Source organism: Pseudomonas sp. SWI36, from assembly GCF_002948105.1.
Classification (GTDB): Bacteria; Pseudomonadota; Gammaproteobacteria; order Pseudomonadales; family Pseudomonadaceae; genus Aquipseudomonas; species Aquipseudomonas alloputida.
In genome coordinates this window covers 1044515-1062673 of record NZ_CP026675.1, presented here as the reverse complement: position 1 = coordinate 1062673, position 18159 = coordinate 1044515, and the positions used below count along the sequence as shown (strand labels likewise).

The window sequence follows — 18159 nt, the reverse complement described above, 5'->3', positions numbered from 1 at the left end:
ATCTGCCCGTGCGGGCGTTCGCGCGGGCAGCCCTTCCGGCGTTGCTGTGCTAGGGTGCACACACTTTTGCTTCCCAGGATTCTTACCCATGCTCCCCGTACTCAGCGAAAAAGAACTCGACCGCCTCGAAGACCTGCTGATCACCTATGGCAATGACTACTCGGTGCTGAACCTGGCCGAGCTCAATGGCTTTTTCGTCGCACTCGCCAGTTCGCCGATCACTGTCCTGCCGGAACAATGGCTGCCGGCGGTAGCGGGTGGCAAGGTACCGAAGTTCAAGAAGCCCGCGCATGAGGAGGCCTACACGGCATTGATGCTGCGTTATGCCAGCCAGGTGGCAGAAGAACTCAGCAATGGTGTCGACCAGTTCGAGCCGCTGTTCGAGGAAAGCGAGGGCGAACAGGGCACTGTGATCGTGATGGAGGAGTGGTGTTTCGGCTACATGCGCGGTACCCAGATTGCCGGTTGGGGCGAGTTGCCACCGGAGCAGGACCTGCTGCTCAAGGCCATTTCGCTACATGGGCTGGAAGATAATTTCGAGCTGCTGGACCAGATGAGCGAAGAGGATATCCAGGCCTGTGTACCGCAGGTGGTCGAGGCTGCGCGCGGGCTGTACCGACATTTCAAAAAGCGGCACTGATCTGATATCTGCATGGGCTAGTGCTCACCTGCCGGCGCTAGCGCAAGTGTTTGGAAACCATTATTCCGCCCCGCGAAATTATGGTTTCCCCTGCGCACTGATTCTGCTGCCAGCCGATCCAGTGCAGCATGTGCTCCATCAGCCCCATCCCGGCGCTGACCAGGAGCCAAGCCCATGTCGAACCCGATCAAGCTCTACAACTTCCCCAAGTCTGGCCATGCCCATCGCATCGAGTTGATGCTCTCGCTACTGAACCTGCCCACCGAGCTGGTGTTCGTCGACCTGGCCAAAGGCGCGCACAAGCAGCCGGACTTCCTCGCCCTCAACCCGTTCGGCCAGGTTCCAGTCATCGATGACAACGGCACCGTGATTGCCGACTCCAACGCCATCCTCGTCTACCTGGCCAAAAAGTATGGCAACGGTGCCTGGCTGCCCGAAGAACCTGCCGCCGCCGCCCGGGTGCAACGTTGGCTATCGGTCGCTGCCGGCCCGCTGGCCTTTGGCCCGGCCGCCGCCCGCCTGGTCACGGTGTTCGGGGCTTCGTTCAATACCGACGAAGTGATTTCCCGCGCCCACACCTTGCTCAAGGTGATCGATGCCGAGTTGGCCAACACGCCATTCCTGGCGGGTAGCACACCCACCATCGCGGACATTGCCAACTACTCGTACATCGCTCACGCCCCCGAAGGCAACGTGTCGCTGGAGCCCTATGCCAATGTGCGCAACTGGCTGGCACGGATCGAGGCGCTGCCGCGTTTCGTCCCCATGCCGCGCACCGTGATCGGGCTGCAAACCCACGCCTGAAACCCCGCCATCGCGAGGAACGCCGCCATGCAACAATCTCCTGATCACCGCCCCTCGCCCTGGCATGCGGGTGAAAAGACCCTGCAGGAAAAGGTCGGTGTAGCAGAACGCATGGAGGCGTTCGGGCAAAAGGTCATTCGTGACCACATGCCCGACCAGCACCGGACGTTCTATCACCAGTTACCGTTCATGGTCGCCGCCAGTGTGGATGCCCAGGGTCGGCCTTGGGCCACGCTGCTGGAAGGGCCGGAAGGGTTCGTAAGCTCGCCTGACCCTCGTATGCTGACGATCCACACCACGTTGCCAGCAGATGACCCCGCCACCCCCGGGTTGGCAGCCGGGCAGGCGGTCGGCCTGCTGGGGATCGAACTGCACACCCGTCGGCGCAATCGCATCAACGGGCAGATCCGCCACGCTGCCCAAGGGCAACTGCAAGTGGCCGTAGAGCAGGCGTTTGGCAACTGCCCGCAGTACATCCAGTTGCGTGACTACACCCGCGTCACCGAACCCGCCCTCGGGCGCATCGATGCGACAACACTGGATACCTCAACCGTCAGCATGATCCAGGCGGCCGATACCTTCTTCGTCGCCAGCTATGTCGAGCATGCTGACGGCCAGCGCTCGGTGGATGTCTCCCACCGTGGTGGCCGGCCAGGGTTCATCAAGGTCGAAGGCAATCGGCTCACGATTCCCGACTATGCAGGCAATCTGCATTTCAACACCTTGGGCAACCTGGTGGTCAACCCGCGGGCCGGCTTGCTGTTCATCGACTTCAAAAATGGCAATGTGTTGCAACTGTACGGGCGTGCCGAGGTGCTGCTGGACAGCCCGGCCATCCAGGCCTTTGAAGGCGCTGAGCGGTTATGGACACTGCAGGTCGAGCAGGTGGTGTGGCGTCCGGCAGCCGTTGCCCTGCGCTGGGCTTTCAAGGAGTACGCGCCGACCAGTCTGATGACCAGTACCTGGGCCGAGGCCGATGCGCGCCTGGAGCAGCGGCAACAACAGCGCCAATGGCTGGCCTGGCGGGTGCTGCGGGTGGAGCAGGAAAGCCGCGACATCCGCTCGTTCTATCTCGAACCACCGGCAGGCTGCCGTGTGGCCTTTGCCCCTGGCCAGCATCTGCCTGTGCAAGTGCCGCGTGATGGCGGGTCAGCGCTGATCCGCACCTACAGCCTTTCAAGTGCCCCCGACGATGGATTCTTGCGCATCAGCGTCAAAGCCCAGGGCCCGGCTTCGCGGTATCTGCATGAGCGCGTTGTGGCCGGCGATGTGCTGAATGTGCGGCCGCCGATGGGCAGCTTCACGCTTGACCAGCAAAGCACGCGCCCGTTGGTGCTGATCGGCGCGGGCGTGGGCATCACGCCGTTGCTGGCCATGCTGCGCCAGCAGTTGAGGACAGGGCAGGCCCGGCGCATTCATCTGTTCCATGGCGCACGCAGCCTGGCCGACTTGCCGTTCCAGCAGGAACTGGCGGCCTTGCGGCAACAGGCTGGCGATCTACTGCAGGTACACCGCGCCCTGAGCCAGCCTGAAGGGCACGCGCAGGTCGGTCGTGATTACGAGTTTGCCGGCCGGTTGGGTATCGAACAGGTCAAGGCAACGCTGGCGTTGGACGACTACGATTTCTACCTGTGTGGGCCCGGCAGCTTCACCCAGCAGCTTTACGAAGGGCTGCGTGGGGTGCATGTGCCGGATGCGCGGATTCACGCCGAAGCGTTTGGCCCGTCGACGCTGCGACGGCACACCGACGCAGACCAGCCAATCTTGCAACAGCCGCCTGCCGCCGACGAACCGGTGCCGGTGTATTTTGCCGCGTCGGCCAAGGAGGCTCGCTGGGTACCCGGTAGCGGCACCTTGCTGGAACTGGCCGAGGCGCGTGGGCTGGCCCCGGAGTTCAGTTGCCGGGGTGGTTCGTGTGGTACCTGCAAGACCCGGCTGGTGAGCGGCCAGGTGCATTATCCGAATCCGCCGGCAGAGTTGCCGGAGGCAGGATCGGTGCTGATCTGTTGTGCTGTGCCAGCGAAGGTGGAGGAGGGGATGCAGGCGTTGGTGCTGGATGTCTGATTCAAGCCAGTCGCAGGTGCGGGCTTGCCCGCGGAGGCCGGCACAGCTAACACCACGCATCCAGATGAAAGATAATCCCCACGCCTCTTAACCTTCAGGAGCCCGCATGGACCAGATCCACCTGATGAAGGTGTTCGTCGCCGTCGGCGAGCTGGAAAGCTTCGCCGCTGCTGCTCGCCGTCTGGACATTTCCCCGGCCGCCGTCACCCGCGCCGTCAGCGCCCTTGAAGAGCAGCTCGGGGTCAAGCTGTTGCTGCGCACAACACGCAGCGTGCGTTTGACCGAGGCCGGCGGCCGCTATCTGGAAGACACCCGGCACATCCTCGCCAGTATCCACGAGGCCAATGAGGCCGCTGCCGGCATCAACGCGACTCCCAGGGGCGATTTGGCGGTGACCGCCCCGATTTTGTTCGGCAAGAAGTTCGTCATGCCGTGCATCGTCCGTTACCTGCAGCAGTACCCGGAAGTCGACGTTTCCGCGTTCTTTCTCGACCGCGTGGTAAACATGGTCGAGGAGGGCATGGACGTGGCCGTGCGCATCGGGCCGTTGCCCGACTCCGGGTTGAAGGCGCTGCGGGTGGGCAGGGTGCGGCGCATGTTGTGTGCCTCGCCCGACTACCTGGCGCGCCATGGTGTGCCGACGCATCCGTCGGACCTGGCCGGGCATGCGATAATCGGCACCACCAACCTGTCGCCGCGTGCGGGTTGGCGCTTCGGAGTGACCGACGAGCCGACCTTGGTGCGCATGAAGCCGCGGCTGACGGTCACCAGCAATGACGGGGCAATCGCAGCTGCCAGCGGCGGGCTGGGGATTGCCCGGCTGCTGTCGTACCAGGTGGCAGACGAACTGGCAAGCGGGCAGTTGCAGGTGCTGCTGGCCGAGTACGAAGAGGCGCCCTGGCCCATTCATGTGCTGCACCGCGAAAGCAAGTACGGGTCGGCCAAGGTCAGGGCCTTTATCGACATGCTGGGGCAAGGATTGCGCGATCAGCAGCTGGATTGAGGTCGTGCAGCGCGTCGAGAAATGGCGCCAGACAATGTTCGCTATCGTGACCGCGCTTTTTCAGGCAGCCCGCTCACAACACCCGATACTGCATCCTGAACCCCAGGGTCATTGCCTCCCCCCGGTTCAGCAACCGCAACCCTGGTCGCCCTGGCAGGTGATGCGCATTGATTGGGTGGCTAACAGGTTCAAAGCAGAAAAAACCTTGCCCCTGCGGGCAATACAGCAAGAAGTGTTCGGCCCCATTGGCACTGCACGCCAGTCGATAACCCGCGCTGGGTTGTTCGATCACACATTCCCCTGGCCAGCCACTGAAGGCGTGATCAACCACTGTCTCGGGTAAACGCCCCATGGCATTGAAGCGCCATTGTTCGGGCACCTCGGCCTGGTACGACGGCAACCGCCCATCCTCGGCCAGCCACACTTTGCGTGCCGATGCGTACAACTTGGTATCGGGATACCTCGGAAAGTAAGGGTGCAACCCCAACCCGTACCAGTTGGCCGACTCATCCAGATGGGTTACATGCAGGTCCAGGTTCAGGCACCCCTCATGCAGATGCACATCCAGCGTGGCCCGGTAAGCAAACGGCACAGCACTGTCTAGCGTCAGCCGTGCTCGCTGTTCACTGTGATGCTCCACCTGCCAGGCCTGTTGCCAGGCACTGCCATGGATCGGGTAAGGGTCATGCCCGGTATTCGGTGCCAGTGCCTGCCACCCCTCGGGCCGGACAAAGCCACCCTCGCCAATGCGGTTGGACCAAGGCGCCAGTGGGTAGCAGGCGAGGCGTCGTGGCGTACCACTTTCCAGTGCGGCCAGGTCGGAATGGCGCAGCAGCGCTTGCCCGGTCGCTTTCACTTCCCAGTTGACCAGGCTGGCGCCCAACTCCGGAGCCAGGCTCAGGCGGGTCAGGCGGTCCTGCAGGTGCAGTTCGGTCACAGACATTCAGGGCTCCATTTAAATGAACGATCAATTGGCCCGACGGTAGGTGAGCAGCACGATGCCGCACACCACCACCGCGCCGCCGAGTAATTGCAGGGTGCCCAGTTGCTGGTCGAGCAAGGCCCAGCCCAGCAGTAGCGTGGCGATGGGTTCGACGTTCATCACGGGGGCGTTCTGCGCCATGTTCAGCCTTGGCACACAAACGAACAGCAAGGTGAAGGCCAAGCCATACAGCACTACCAGGCTGGCCAAGGCCGCCCAGCCACTGCTGCTGCCTGGCAGTGACAAACCGGACGGCATCACGCCGCTTGCGCCTGCAACCAGCATGCTGGAGAACACGATCAGCAAAGTCAGCAGGCTGCGCACGGGGCCGCGCACGCTGGCCAGTTTATGGTCGGTGATCCACAAGGCGCAGGCAAAGGCACAGGCGGCGCCGAAGGCCAGGCTGACCCCTGGCACCCAGTGCGGGTTGGCCGCAGCGCTGTCGGCCAGGCGTGCCGGCACATCCAGCGCCAGCACCAGGCCGCACAGGATCAGGCCCATGAACAGCACGGTGCGGCCCGTGGGGCGTGCGCCGCCCAGCGCCCAGGTGAGCAGCGCCAGCAGCATCGGGAAGGTGTTGCCCACCAGCAGCGCCAAAGCCACTGGAATACGCGCCACCGCCGAGTACAGGCACAGGCTCTGGGTGGCAATCAGCAGGCCGAGCAGCAGCTGCCACCGGCGCGCACCAGCGGGCAGGGCCAGGGCCTGGCGTTGCCACAGCAGCAGCCCGGCCAGTACCAGGAACGTGATGCCTGAGCGGCAGAGAATCGCCAGCAGCACGCCGGTGCCGTCATCGAAGGCGATGCGCGCGGCGATGTGGTTGCCAGCGAATGAACAGGCCAGCAGGGCGAGCAGGGCGATGGCCAGTTTGCGGGGGAAAAGCGGTACAGCCGAGGAGGGAACAGCCATGTGCAGGATCCATTTGCAAGAGCCCAGGGGCCGCCAAGCGGCCCCCGTTCATAATTACAGCACCACGCTAGGCAGCCACAGCGAGATCGCTGGAATGTAAGTCACTGCCATCAGCACCAGGAACAGCGCCAGGTAGAACGGCATCAGCGCCTTCACCGTCGACTCGATACTCACCTTGCCGATGGCCGAGCCGACAAACAACACCGCTCCCACCGGCGGGGTGATCAGCCCGATACCCAGGTTCACCAACATGATCATGCCAAAGTGCACCGGGTCCACGCCGATACCGGTAATCACCGGCAGCAGGATCGGCGTAAGGATCAGGATCAGCGGCGCCATGTCCATCACCGTGCCCAGCAGCAACAACATGAAGTTGATGCACATCAGGATCACGTAGCGGTTGTCCGACAGGGTCAGGAACGCCGTGGTGATCTTCGACGGGATCTGCATCAGCGTCATTACGTAGCCGAAGCTGGCGGCAAAGCCGATCAGGATCATCACGATGGAGATGGTCCGTACTGTGCGGTGCATCAGCTTGGGCAGGTCGCGCCACTTGTAGTCGCGGTAGATGAACATGGTCACGAAGAACGACCACACCACTGCCACGGCTGCCGATTCGGTGGCGGTGAACACCCCCGACAGGATACCGCCGAGGATGATGACCATGGCCATCAGGCCCCACAGCGCCTCACCGGCAATTTTCAGCGCCTGGCGCAGCGGGATCACTTCGCCCTTGGGGTAGTTGCGCTTCTTGGCGAACAACAGGCACAGGCCCATCATCACCGCGCTCAGCAGCAGGCCGGGCATCACCCCCGCCATGAACAGCGAGGCGATCGACACCGTGCCGCCCGCCGCCAGCGAGTACAGCACCGAGTTGTGGCTGGGCGGGGTCAGCAGCGCCTGCACCGAGCCGCTGACGGTCACGGCGGTGGAAAATTCACGCGGGTAGCCTTTGCGCTCCATCTCCGGGATCAGCACCGAGCCCACCGAGGCGGTATCGGCTACCGACGAGCCGGAAATCGCACCGAAGAAGGTCGAGGCCATGATGTTGACCAGCGACAGCCCGCCACGCACGAAGCCCACCAGCACACCGGCAAAGGCCACCAGCCGGCGTGACATGCCGCCTTCGGCCATGATCGCGCCGGCCAGCACGAAGAATGGAATGGCCAGCAGCGAGAACTTGTTAACCCCACTGGCCACCTGGATCATCATCGCCTGCAGCGGGATGTCGATCCACCAGGCGCCGATCAGTGCCGACAGGCCCAGGGCGTAGGCTACCGGCATGCCGATCAGAATCAGCACGATGAAACTGCCCAACAGAATGAACGCTTCCATTTACGCAGCTCCTTCGTTTTCTTCGACCAGATCAAAGCGCACGACCTTGCGGTTGCTCTGATCGCCCAGCAGGAGTTTTTCCAGCACGAACACCAGCGTCAGCACGCCGCCGACCGGGATCGGCGCGTAAGTCATGCCGACCCGCACACCGGGCAGCGAGGCCAGCGACTGGTTCCAGGTGGTGATGCACAGCCGGGTGCCGTAATAGGTCATGAACACGCACACCACGATCATCAGCAGTTGTACCAGCAGGGCGACCAGCTGGCGCTGCAGCGGCGGCAACCGGTCGGTAATCATCCCCACCGCCATATGCGCCCCGGCGCGATAGCTGGCGGCGGCACCAACGAAGGTGAATACCACCATCAGCAGGATAGAGACTGGCTCTGGCCAGCTGGAGCCGGTGCCCAGCACGTAGCGGGCGAAGATGCCCCACGGGATGATCAGCGTCATGGCCAGGATCGACAGGCCCGCGATCCAGATGCAACTGCGGTACAGCGTGTCGTTCACGCTCAGGAAAAGCGATTTCATAGGCATCACCAAAGCGGCAGGGCGGCGGCGGCCGCACTGCCGAGGTCGTCTTGGAAGGGGCTGGTATTACTGGACGGCGTCGATACGCTTCATCAGGTCGGCGTACGGCGCGCCGTACTTCTCGCGTACCGATGCGGTGGCTTCGAAGAACGGTTTCTTATCGACAGTGATGAACTCGACACCGGCGGCCTTGAGCTTCTCTTCGCTGGCGGCAGACTTGGCGTCCCACAGCGCACGCTCTTCCATCTGTGCTTCGCGCGCGACCTTTTTCACCAGCACCTGCTGCTCCGGAGTGAGCTTGTTCCAGGTGGTCTTGGACATCACCACCGGCTCCGGCAGGATCAGGTGGCCGGTCAGGGTGTAGTACTTGGCGCTCTGGAAATGGTTGTGCTCAAGCAAGGTCGGCGGGTTGTTCTCGGCGCCGTCGATCACCCCGGTTTGCAGGGCACTGAAGATTTCCCCGGTGTCCATGGCGATGCCGTTGCCGCCCATGGCATTCATCATGTCGATGAACAGCGGGTTGCCTTGTACGCGAATCTTCATGCCCTTGAGGTCTTCCAGGCTGCGCACCGGCTTTTTCGTGTAGATGCTGCGCGAGCCGCCGTCCATCCAGGCCAGGGCCACCAGGTTGAAATCGGAATTGGTGATCTTGTCGAGGATTTCCTGGCCAATCTCGCCATCGATAATCTTGCGCATGTGATCATGGTCGCGGAACACGAACGGCATGTTGAACACGTTCACATCCGGTACTACCGGGCCGACGATCCCCAAGCTGACGCGGGTCATCTGCACGGCGCCTATCTGAGCCTGTTCAATCACTTCCTTCTCCGATCCCAGCACGCCGCCGGCGAACATCTTGAAGGTAATGTCGCCATTGCTGGCCTGTTCCAGCTTTTTACCCATGTTCTGCTCGGCGACCACGGTCGGGTAGCCGGCCGGGTGGATTTCGGCGAACTTGATGTCCAGCGCCGAGGCGGGCATGGCCACGCTGAAGGCGAACGGGAGTACGGCAAGAAGCAGCTTGCGTTTGAACGTCATGATGAAACTCCGTGGTTTTTATTATCCGGTTTCGGGCGTGCAAGTGTGGGTGTGGCAGTGGGGCTCAGCCCCGGTAGGCAGGTTCCTCCAGGCCCTTGGTGCCAGGGTTGAGGGCAAATACCCCGCCAGCCAGTGGCTGGTCGCCGAGGTCGATGCCCGCGGGGCGAATCGAGGTGACGTACAGGGTGTCGAGGTTGGCGCCACCAAAGGCGCACATGGCCGGCTTTTTCACCGGCACGCTGAGCGAGCGGTCGAGGCGCCCGTCAGGGGTGAAGCGGTGAACCTGCCCGGCGTCGTTGCCGCAGATCCAGTAGCAGCCATCCTGGTCGATCGCGGCGCCGTCGGGGCGCCCTGGGTAGCCGCGCATGTCGACGAACAGCTGCTTGCCGTGCGGTGTGCCGCTGTCGATGTCGTAGTCGAAAGCCCATACCTTCTGCACGTTCGGGTGCGAGTCGGACAGGTACATGCGCTTGCCGTCGGGGCTGAACGCCAGGCCGTTGGGCACGATCATGCCATCCTGCTGCAGGTGCAGGTGGCCTTCGCCGTCATGCCGGTACAGCGCGCCCACGTGGGCACCTTGCTGCATGTCCAGCAGCATGGTCCCGGCCCAGAAGCGGCCCTGACGGTCGCAGCGGCCATCGTTGAAGCGCATGCCGGCCTGGGCGTGCTGCACGCTGGCAAGCAGGCGGCTATCCAGGCGGCCATCGGCTTTGGCCTGGATCTGGTAGATGCCGCTTTCCATGCCTGTCACCCAGCCTTGGCCGCTACGGGCAATGCAGGCGAGCATTTCGTCGCCTTGCCATACTTGGTGCGCGCCATCGGCGGCCTGCCAGCGGTGCAACTGGCGAGCGGGAATGTCTACCCAGTACAGGGCCTGTTCACCGGGGTGCCACACAGGGCTTTCGCCGGTACCGTTGCGGGCGTCGACGATCAGTTCGCAGTTCATGGCCGTGCCTCCTGGCGTGGGGTCAGTTGAACGGGCCGGCCACGGCGAAAGCGCCGCCCTGGTAGACCATGCTCGGGTCATCGGCGGCGGGTGCCGGTTGGGCCTCCACGGCTGCGCGGAAGGTTTCGGAGCTGTCCTTGGGTACATAGCCCAGGTGCGCGGCATGGCGGTTGTCCCACCACACGGTGCGATTGTCGGAGGCGCCGTAGACGATGGTGTGGCCAACCCCGGGGGTGAACAGCCCGCGTTCGATCAACTGCACCAGGTCGTCGTAACTGAGCCAGGTGCAGAGCATGCGCAGGTTTTGTGGCTGCGGGAACGACGAGCCGATGCGAATGCTGACGGTCTCGATGCCGTAGCGGTCAAAGTAGAAGCTGGCCACATCTTCGCCGTAGCACTTGGACAGCCCGTAATAGCTGTCGGGCCGGCGCGGCGCGTGAGCGTCGATGCGCTCATCCTGGCGATAGAAACCGATGGTGTGGTTGGAGCTGGCGAAGATGATGCGCTTGACCCCGTGCTTGCGCGCCGCCTCGTACACGTGGAACACGCCGCAGATATTGGGGCCGAGAATCTCTTCGAAGGCGTGTTCGGTAGAAACCCCGCCAAAGTGGATGATGGCGTCCACGCCTTCGACCAGGGCATGCACCGCAGCCTTGTCGGCCAGGTCGCAGGTAATGACTTCTTCATGCGGGCCCGCGGCCGGGGCCATGGGGCTGATGTCAGACAGGCGCAGGACCTCGGCGTAGCCTTGCAGGCGTTCGCGAAGGACCTTGCCCAGGCCGCCTGCGGCTCCGGTGAGCAGCAGGCGATTGAAGGGGGTAGTGGTCATGGCCGGCTCTTGTTGTTAGTTGTTGTAGGTTGTCGTATGACTTGGGTGATTATTGGCGGTGGTTCTGTGTGTTGTCAATGAGGCTTGGGCGGCTTTTGCCGGCCTTTTCGCGGGTAAAAAATGCGAAAGGCCTGCGCGGTCGCCCGTAGGAGCGGGTTTACCCGCGAAGAGGCCGGCCCTGCTGGCCAATCCCCACCCGCCGTCCACCGTCTCCGCCGCCACCGCATTCGCGGGTAAACCCGCTCCTACACACATCGGTGGTTGGGCACGGGCCGCCGTAGGAGCGGGTTTACCCGCGAAAGGGCCGGCCCTGCTGGCCAATCCCCACCCGCCATTCACCGTCGCCGCCGCCACCGTATTCCCGGGTAAACCCGCATTTCTTGATCAGAGCAACGACAGCGGATAGTTGAAGATCAACCGGTTCTCATCAAACTCGTTATTGCTGTAATCCCGGCGAATCGACGAGTTACGCCATTTCACGCTCAAATCCTTGAGCGCCCCGCTCTGGATCACATACGCAAGCTCCGTTTCACGCACCCACTCCTTGCCATCGGTCACGCCCCCGCTGTGCACATCGCGCCCGCTGATGTAGCGGTTCATCAGGGTCAACCCCGGTACCCCGACGGTGACGAAGTTGAAGTCATGGCGCACCTGCCACGAACGCTCGTTGGCATTGTCGAAGCTGGAGTTGTAACTGTCGTTGGCCAAGGTCCCGCCACTGGTGCCGTTCACCCGCATCCAGGTATCACCATCGACTTTCTGCAGCCCCACCCAGAAGGTGCTGCCGCCGTACTTGGCCGAGAACATCCCCGAGTAGGTCTTGTTATCCAGTTCACCAGCGCGCCTGGAGCCGTCGTCATCGCCATGGAAGTAGCCGAGGTTCGCACCCAGGGTCCAGTCACCCACCGGCTGGCTGTGGCTCAGTTGCAGGTATTGCTGCTGGTACACGTCCTTCAGCACCGCATTCCAAAGCCCCACCAGCGTGCGGTCCTGGTTGAACTTGTACTCGCCGCCGACGAAGTTGAAACGGTCCGACACGCCGCCGCCGTAGCTCATGTCTTCCATGCTCGCGTCGTTACGCGGGCTGTTGCCGCGGAACTGGCCGCCGTACAGGGTCAGCCCTGCGATTTCGTTGGAGGTAACCTGCCCGCCACGGAATGTTTGCGGCAACGAACGCCCGTCGTCCGAACGCAGAATCGGCAGCACCGGCATCCATTCACCGATCTTCAGTTCGGTCTTGGAAATACGCGCCTTGCCCGCCACCGCCAGGCGCCCGTAATCGTCGGCTGGCCGGCCATCGCCATGGCGAGGCAGCAACGCCGTGCCATAGGTACCGCCACCGCCGTCGAGCTTGACCGACCACAGCCCCAACACGTCCACGCCGAAGCCGATTGGCCCTTCTGTGAACCCCGAGCGGGCGTCGAGGATGAAGCTTTGCGTCCACTCCTCGGCCTTGCTTTGCGGGTTGCTGGGGTTGGTGAAGTTGCGGTTGATGTAGAAGTTGCGCAGCCCGAGGGTGGCCTTGCTGTCCTCGACAAATCCCGCAGCCAGGCTGGTGCCCGGCAGGCCGGCGATAACCCCGGCGCCAAGCAGGGCGAAGGGTAGGGTGTGGCAGATTTTCATTATTGTTGTGCTCCCTAAGGGTGTGGCAGCCCGTCCGCCGGGCACGCGCAAGCGGCCTGCGGCAGGGGCGGGTAGATAACGGCCCGGTCAGGGCCAGGGGTGAACGCGCGGCAACCGGGCGCTACGTACTGGCAGGCGTACGCGAGCTGGCCGGGGGAAGAGGGGTGTGCAACAGACGTAGGTGTAGGGGGATGGATGTCGACATGAGTTCGTCCACTGATTGTTGTTTTTGTTATGCGTTGTCGTACAACTGTGGGCGATTATTAGCAAGGGGGAGGAGGGCTGTCAACGGCTGATCGCAGAGCAAATAAGGTACTAGACGCCAAAAACTGAGCGGCAGAGGCTCTACCCTGAACGCGCTGCAGACATACTACAACTCCCATGCACCATGCCACGCACGTACGCGAGCGGGCTTGCCCGCGAACACGGGTAAAGCCCGTGCCATCCACCCCATTGGCTGCCTCGCACCGCAAACTGGAGACAGGGTTACAAATCAAATCGGAACAGCGGTGGCCCTATCCCCGAGCCTGCGCTATCTTCAGATCTGGCCTCGCCCTTGACCACTTAGACTGGCATGTCCAGTCCCGGCATCCTTGCTGGTGCCGTACCCCTCCTGTCGGCAGGGGCGAGGCCTCTTCATTTGAAGGGAATGGCGCTGTGGTCACTTCCGGCAGACAAACTGCCATTGCAGAATAGCCAAGATCAGTGCATTGTAATGACAATCGTCTTTACATGAGGGCTATGTCATGGCTTCTATCAATATCCGCGTCGACGATGATCTCAAAGCCCGCGCCTACAAAGAGCTCGATCGCCTCGGTGTCACCCCCTCCGAACTCATGCGCCAGGCCCTGCAATATGTAGCTGAGCGGGGCAAGCTACCCTTCCGGCCGGTCCTGATGACCGAGGAAGATGAAGACCTCATTGCCACTGCACAAGAGCGGCTTGCTTCTCCGCAGCGCGTGAGGGTCCAGCTGGATGACCTATAGCCTCGACTTCGATGCCCGCGCATTGAAAGAGTGGAAGAAGCTGGGCGATACCGTGCGTCAGCAGTTCAAGAAGAAAACTGGCAGAGGTCCTGCTGAACCCTCGAATCGAGGCAAACCGCCTTCACTCGCTGCCGGATTGCTACAAGATAAAGCTTCGCAGCAGTGGGTACAGGCTGGTTTATCAGGTCATTGACCAAGAGATCGTGGTTTTTGTCGTCGCTGTCGATCGTCGTGAAAGAGACCAAGCTTACAAAAAGGCTGCTGAGCGACTTGAGTAGGCTTCAAGGATTTGGCGGTCCCAGGTCGCAATCTCAAGGTAAATCACCGCCTCAAAGCTAGAGCTCTACTTCTGTGGGAGCGGGCATGCCCGCGAAGAATCCAACTCGGTGTATGGCACCGGCTTCGCCGGTGTTCGCGGCGGTTCAACGCCTCGATGAACCCGCACAGGTCCCCCATCAGCCCAGAGGGCTCATTGCCAAGTCAGGCAGACCAGCTTGCCAGGTAACCCTGGCAAACTGCGATCTCTGTAGGAGCGGGTTCACCCGCGAAGAGGCCAGCACAGGCAACACAATGCCCGCTAAACCCCATGCATCCGCAGCGCCCGCTGCGCACACTCCCGCCAACTCAACTTGCGCTTCTCCACCGGCCCCTGCAGCTCCACTTCCCCAGCCAGCACCACCGGCATATCCCGCATCTTCACCCAAGGCTCACTCTGCCAATACAACAACGTAGCGCTGCGTCCACCAGGCCAGCACATCCGCCCCAGCCTCGGCGCATCGTCCGCCCCATCTGCCTGAATATCACGCAGTACCGCTACCACTTCATGTGTCAGCCACCGGCGCAAATGGCGGTTCTCCGGCACATGATGATGAGCTAACAAGGTATAGGCCCCGGACTCGCTGACCATGGTGGTCTCCTGGTACTTGCCATAGCGCAGCAGTTACACCGTGCGGTACTGATCCGGGTCGAGCTTGCGCATGCAGTGTTCGTCGAAGAAATGACCGCTCAGCCGGCCGAGTTCGTGGGCGCAGAACCAGGCTTGGGATTCGAGCCAGAGGGTGTGGAGAGGACATGGTTTACAAATTCAATCCAATCGCCTGTGGACCGGCCGCAACCCTGCGCTATTTTCAGATCTGGCCTCGCCCTCGACCGCGTAGACTGGCATGTCCAGTCCCGGCACCTCGTTGTGCCGTACCCCTCTTGTCGGCGTGGGCGGGGCCTCTTTTTTTGCGGAGCGACTGACCGGATGAGATCGAGCGCTCCCTAGCTCCAGCAGTTCATGCAAGAAAGCAGAAGCTGTGCCGTCGCACTCCTCTTGCCTTCAGCCAGTTCATCAAGATTCCCAAACCCGGCTCAGGTAGGCGTTGATGAACCAATCTGGCATGTCGTCCTGATGAAACTCCAGCGTGGCGCCATCAGTAATCTCTGCAAGAAAGACAGACTCATCTCCGGAGTTATCGAAAATATAAGCCCGATTTGCTGCGGAAATGGCCTCTGGAAGCAGTGAGAGTGTTCGAGCATAGCGCTGGGTAATTTTGTCTCTCGGGACGTCATGCCCGCCATCATCGACCCGGTTTGCTACCCGAAGAATATTGATCTGCGGTGAATCGGTGGCTACGAAATACAGGTAGGTCCGGTAGCCCATCTGCTGAGCCGTTTCCATGAATCGAACCTTCTCCGAAGAGGACATCACTGTCTCGAACGTGAAGCTGATTCTGCGTTCGAGCAATTGATGGCGGATGAGGTCTGCAATGACTGCAGCGTGGTAGGAATTTACATCCACGCCTCGGAATTCGATTTTTTGGCCTACGAGTGTTAGCCGGCCTGCGCTCTCCTGCAGTCCTGCCCTTATGATCAATGGATGCTGGGTGAGATAGGTCCGTAATGCCTGCTCGGTGAGCTCAAGACCATAATCACTCAGGTCGATGAACCCTGTCGTTTTGGCAGACTTTTCAAGTTCATCAGCATTGACGTAAAGGTTGACCAGCCGAGCTGGAATCTGGTCCTTGATGGTGCTTTTGCGAGACCCATTAGGGCGGGCAAAAACGCGAAGCTTAGGCGCGCCCACTAAGCTTGCGCACGGTGAAGCGCTGTCCGGTCTTCACCTTCAGGCTCGGTTTGGTTTCTGCAAGCACTTCAACATGGCCATCAGCGTGGGTTGCGATGATGTGGTTGTTGTCGACGGTGACAACCGTATGCCCCGCTACAACAGCCCGGAAATACGCAAGGCGTGTAGCAGCTGCAGCCATCTCTGGGATCTGGTTCTCCAGATTCTCGATAGCCTCGTCGCTAAGCTGGTTCTCGCGCAAGATTGCCATAGCTTTTCCTGATTCGATCACACGCGTAGATTGATTGCTAATCAGTGTAATAGCCCTGGCAGATAACCAGAAGGCCGCGAGTGTGGTTTTTGCGGGCAGTGTTGAATCAAAATCCTACAAAAGCAGCAGAGCCTGCCCAAAAAGGGCCGCAAAACGGCCCCAATTGGCTCACTGACTTGCAGTAGACTGATCCCGCTCCCACTGGTTCTGCAATAGCCGGAACCGCGTATTAGCAGAGCACGCAAACGCTGTTTAGGCTAACGGAATCAGTCCAGGCATCCGAGTTCGGTGTGGGAGCGGGTTCACCCGCGAAAGGGTCAGAACAGACAAAAATCGCCCGCTAAACCCCATGCATCCGCAGCGCCCGCTGCGCACACTCGCGCCAACTCAATTTGCGCTTCTCCACCGGCCCCGGCAGCTCAACTTCCCCAGCCAGCACCACCGGCATATCCCGCATCCTCACCCAAGGCTCACTCTGCCAATAAAGCAACGTCGCACTCCGCCCACCAGGCCAGCACATCTGCCCCAGCCGGGGCGCATCGCCTGCCCCGTCAGCCTGAGCATCACGCAGCACCGCCACCACCTCATGCGTCAGCCACCAGCGCAAATGGCGGTTCTCTGGCACATGGTGATGCGCCAACAAGGTATAGGCCCCGGACTCACTGACCATGGTGGTCTCCTGGTATTTGCCATAGCGCACTAGCGGCACAGTGCGGTACTGGTCCGGGTCGAGCTTGCGCATGCAGTGTTCGTCGAAGAAGTGACCGCTCAGCCTGCCGAGTTCGTGGGCGCAGAACCAGGCTTGGGATTCGAGCCAGAGGGTGTGGAGAGGGCGGTTGTGGCGGATGAAGAGAGAGGGTTTTTGAAGGTCAGTCATGGCTGGCCTCCGTGGTCCTTTGAGCATGGCACAGGCGAGACGCATGTGCGAAAAGCCTGTAACTATCGGATTTGACGGGCATTTCCATTACCTCTACGTGATTACAGCTTTCTTAGGGCTGGGTGTCGGGAGCTAAGAAATCCCACGTAGCGGACCGGACGTATTCCCCTTGCGGGTCTTGTATTAGTCCGCTCCCGACATAACACGTTTTCTGCGCGCAGGATTAAACCACAGGCAAAAAAAAGCCGCATCTGTCGGGGCGGATTGACCGCTACGTGAGGCGTTTCTTAGGCGCCGATAAAAAAGGTAATTCCATCAGGCGAAGCCGTCAAACAAAAAAGCTGTAGTCCATGTCTGAAATTGTCTCATCGATACCTATTTTTCGGTTTGGTTTTGATCGCTTCGATAGCAGTGGATAAGCTTAGGACTCAGTTTCTAAATTTGAACTGGATGAGCGCTCAATCAACGTGCCTGATTTTCCATAGGTGACAAATTCAAAGTTTGCGGTTCCAATCGCCTTGATTTCTGTTTTTGCTCGCTTGTCAAGATCTTGCTTGACTAGGGAGTTTACTTTTTCAATCTCGGCTTCAGTCTCGTCTATCGTTTTTCTTAAGGCTTCAAAAGCACTGCCTAAAACAGGAATTTTCCCCAGTTCTACCCATAGATAGTTGTTCAAGAAACTGGTTAAGAACGCCCAGGCACCGTTGACTGAAAAGTAGGAGCCGCTGCTGCATTTCTTAATTGTAGATATGACCTTTGCGAGAGCCTCAATCATACTGAGGCTGTCAACATCCCCGCTATCCTTTATGCTTTCCAGTATTTTTACTATTTCTGAGAATAGCTCGGGCAGTCTGCTTTCTTTTCTGTAAAGTTCGAAGACACCGTCGAAGTCTATAGCTGAGCTTTTGTTGTCGTTAATGTTCCAAGTGTGTTCATTGAGAGAAGGAAGTGTCGGGATTAAGCTTTGTAGTAGTACAGAGCTTCTCCAATTCGGTCCTAACTGGCCACTGATATAGTGTATTATGCTATGTAACCAGTTTGGTACATCAGTAGAGGGAATTACGAGCTTCAGGTTTTCGGCCGCGGAAAGTGCTTCTTGAGCGGCTTTCTTTTTGGTGCCTAAATCCTCGCTTCCCAATGCTTTAATGAGGTGGGCTACCTTGCTTTTAAGTTCATTGTGCCTTTCATTGAGTAGCTTTAAAAATAGATCGATCATGCTGTTCGACAATTTTGGCCTCGATTTATTTTCTCAACAAAAAAGGCTGCCTTTCGGCAGC

Annotated in this window: 18 protein-coding genes and 1 pseudogene; 6 read left to right on the top strand and 13 right to left on the bottom strand. The window is 60.5% G+C overall.

Translation table 11 applies throughout. The features are described 5' to 3' along the window. The first annotated feature begins 88 nt into the window (after positions 1-88). The 4 genes from C4Q27_RS05305 (at position 89) to C4Q27_RS05290 (ending at position 4511) form a co-directional block, all read left to right on the top strand. Complete coding sequence (locus C4Q27_RS05305) at positions 89-640, top strand: UPF0149 family protein (protein WP_104886590.1); 552 nt, start codon at positions 89-91, stop codon at positions 638-640. Positions 641-814: 174 nt separating this feature from the next. Then, positions 815-1444 carry a glutathione S-transferase family protein gene (locus C4Q27_RS05300; RefSeq protein WP_104886589.1) on the top strand — a complete coding sequence of 210 codons (630 nt, stop codon included), beginning with the start codon at positions 815-817 and terminating at the stop codon, positions 1442-1444. Between the two features lie 27 nt (positions 1445-1471). Continuing rightward, complete coding sequence (locus tag C4Q27_RS05295; RefSeq protein WP_104886588.1) at positions 1472-3508, top strand: pyridoxamine 5'-phosphate oxidase family protein; 2037 nt, start codon at positions 1472-1474, stop codon at positions 3506-3508. A 106-nt stretch (positions 3509-3614) separates the two neighbouring features. Next, positions 3615-4511 carry a LysR family transcriptional regulator gene (locus tag C4Q27_RS05290; RefSeq protein ID WP_104886587.1) on the top strand — a complete coding sequence of 299 codons (897 nt, stop codon included), beginning with the start codon at positions 3615-3617 and terminating at the stop codon, positions 4509-4511. 73 nt (positions 4512-4584) lie between these two features. Here C4Q27_RS05290 and C4Q27_RS05285 read toward each other — a convergent pair whose 3' ends face one another. From C4Q27_RS05285 to C4Q27_RS05250, 8 genes are all read right to left on the bottom strand, one after another. After that, the gene (locus C4Q27_RS05285; protein ID WP_104886586.1) at positions 4585-5454 is read right to left on the bottom strand and encodes an aldose 1-epimerase; all 870 of its coding nucleotides are present in this window, start codon (positions 5452-5454) and stop codon (positions 4585-4587) included. Between the two features lie 24 nt (positions 5455-5478). Continuing rightward, positions 5479-6402: an EamA family transporter gene (locus tag C4Q27_RS05280; protein ID WP_003254835.1), complete on the bottom strand. Its 924-nt coding sequence runs from the start codon at positions 6400-6402 to the stop codon at positions 5479-5481. A 54-nt stretch (positions 6403-6456) separates the two neighbouring features. Further along, positions 6457-7737, bottom strand: a complete 1281-nt coding sequence (locus C4Q27_RS05275) for a TRAP transporter large permease (RefSeq protein ID WP_003254833.1) — start codon at positions 7735-7737, stop codon at positions 6457-6459. Further along, positions 7738-8265: a TRAP transporter small permease gene (locus C4Q27_RS05270; RefSeq protein ID WP_003254832.1), complete on the bottom strand. Its 528-nt coding sequence runs from the start codon at positions 8263-8265 to the stop codon at positions 7738-7740. A 66-nt stretch (positions 8266-8331) separates the two neighbouring features. Continuing rightward, entirely contained in the window at positions 8332-9303 is a 972-nt protein-coding gene (locus tag C4Q27_RS05265; protein WP_064492306.1) for a TRAP transporter substrate-binding protein, read from the bottom strand. A 64-nt stretch (positions 9304-9367) separates the two neighbouring features. Continuing rightward, positions 9368-10249 carry an SMP-30/gluconolactonase/LRE family protein gene (locus C4Q27_RS05260; protein ID WP_104886585.1) on the bottom strand — a complete coding sequence of 294 codons (882 nt, stop codon included), beginning with the start codon at positions 10247-10249 and terminating at the stop codon, positions 9368-9370. A gap of 22 nt (positions 10250-10271) precedes the next feature. Then, the gene (locus C4Q27_RS05255; RefSeq protein ID WP_064492304.1) at positions 10272-11078 is read right to left on the bottom strand and encodes an NAD(P)-dependent oxidoreductase; all 807 of its coding nucleotides are present in this window, start codon (positions 11076-11078) and stop codon (positions 10272-10274) included. Between the two features lie 384 nt (positions 11079-11462). Further along, positions 11463-12701, bottom strand: a complete 1239-nt coding sequence (locus C4Q27_RS05250; RefSeq protein WP_104886584.1) for an OprD family porin — start codon at positions 12699-12701, stop codon at positions 11463-11465. 746 nt (positions 12702-13447) lie between these two features. Between C4Q27_RS05250 and C4Q27_RS05245 the strand changes: the two genes are divergently transcribed. Then, entirely contained in the window at positions 13448-13687 is a 240-nt protein-coding gene (locus C4Q27_RS05245) for a type II toxin-antitoxin system RelB/DinJ family antitoxin (RefSeq protein WP_103463479.1), read from the top strand. Beyond that, positions 13677-13965: pseudogene (locus C4Q27_RS05240) on the top strand (type II toxin-antitoxin system RelE/ParE family toxin). Before C4Q27_RS05245 ends, C4Q27_RS05240 begins: the two are co-directional and overlap by 11 nt. Positions 13966-14264: 299 nt before the next feature. Here the strand turns inward: C4Q27_RS05240 and C4Q27_RS05235 are convergent. The 5 genes from C4Q27_RS05235 to C4Q27_RS05215 all read right to left on the bottom strand — a co-directional run bounded on the left by C4Q27_RS05235 (position 14265) and on the right by C4Q27_RS05215 (position 18098). Continuing rightward, positions 14265-14594, bottom strand: a complete 330-nt coding sequence (locus C4Q27_RS05235) for a hypothetical protein (RefSeq protein ID WP_223843555.1) — start codon at positions 14592-14594, stop codon at positions 14265-14267. 426 nt (positions 14595-15020) lie between these two features. Beyond that, positions 15021-15755 carry a zeta toxin family protein gene (locus tag C4Q27_RS05230; protein ID WP_104886583.1) on the bottom strand — a complete coding sequence of 245 codons (735 nt, stop codon included), beginning with the start codon at positions 15753-15755 and terminating at the stop codon, positions 15021-15023. After that, positions 15742-16005, bottom strand: coding sequence for a hypothetical protein (locus C4Q27_RS05225; RefSeq protein ID WP_104886582.1), 264 nt, complete (start codon positions 16003-16005; stop codon positions 15742-15744). The genes C4Q27_RS05230 and C4Q27_RS05225 overlap by 14 nt, the downstream gene beginning before the upstream one ends. A 340-nt stretch (positions 16006-16345) precedes the next feature. After that, positions 16346-16882, bottom strand: a complete 537-nt coding sequence (locus C4Q27_RS05220) for a Bro-N domain-containing protein (RefSeq protein ID WP_104886581.1) — start codon at positions 16880-16882, stop codon at positions 16346-16348. Positions 16883-17303: 421 nt separating this feature from the next. Beyond that, positions 17304-18098: a hypothetical protein gene (locus C4Q27_RS05215; protein WP_104886580.1), complete on the bottom strand. Its 795-nt coding sequence runs from the start codon at positions 18096-18098 to the stop codon at positions 17304-17306. Between the last annotated feature and the right edge of the window lie 61 nt (positions 18099-18159).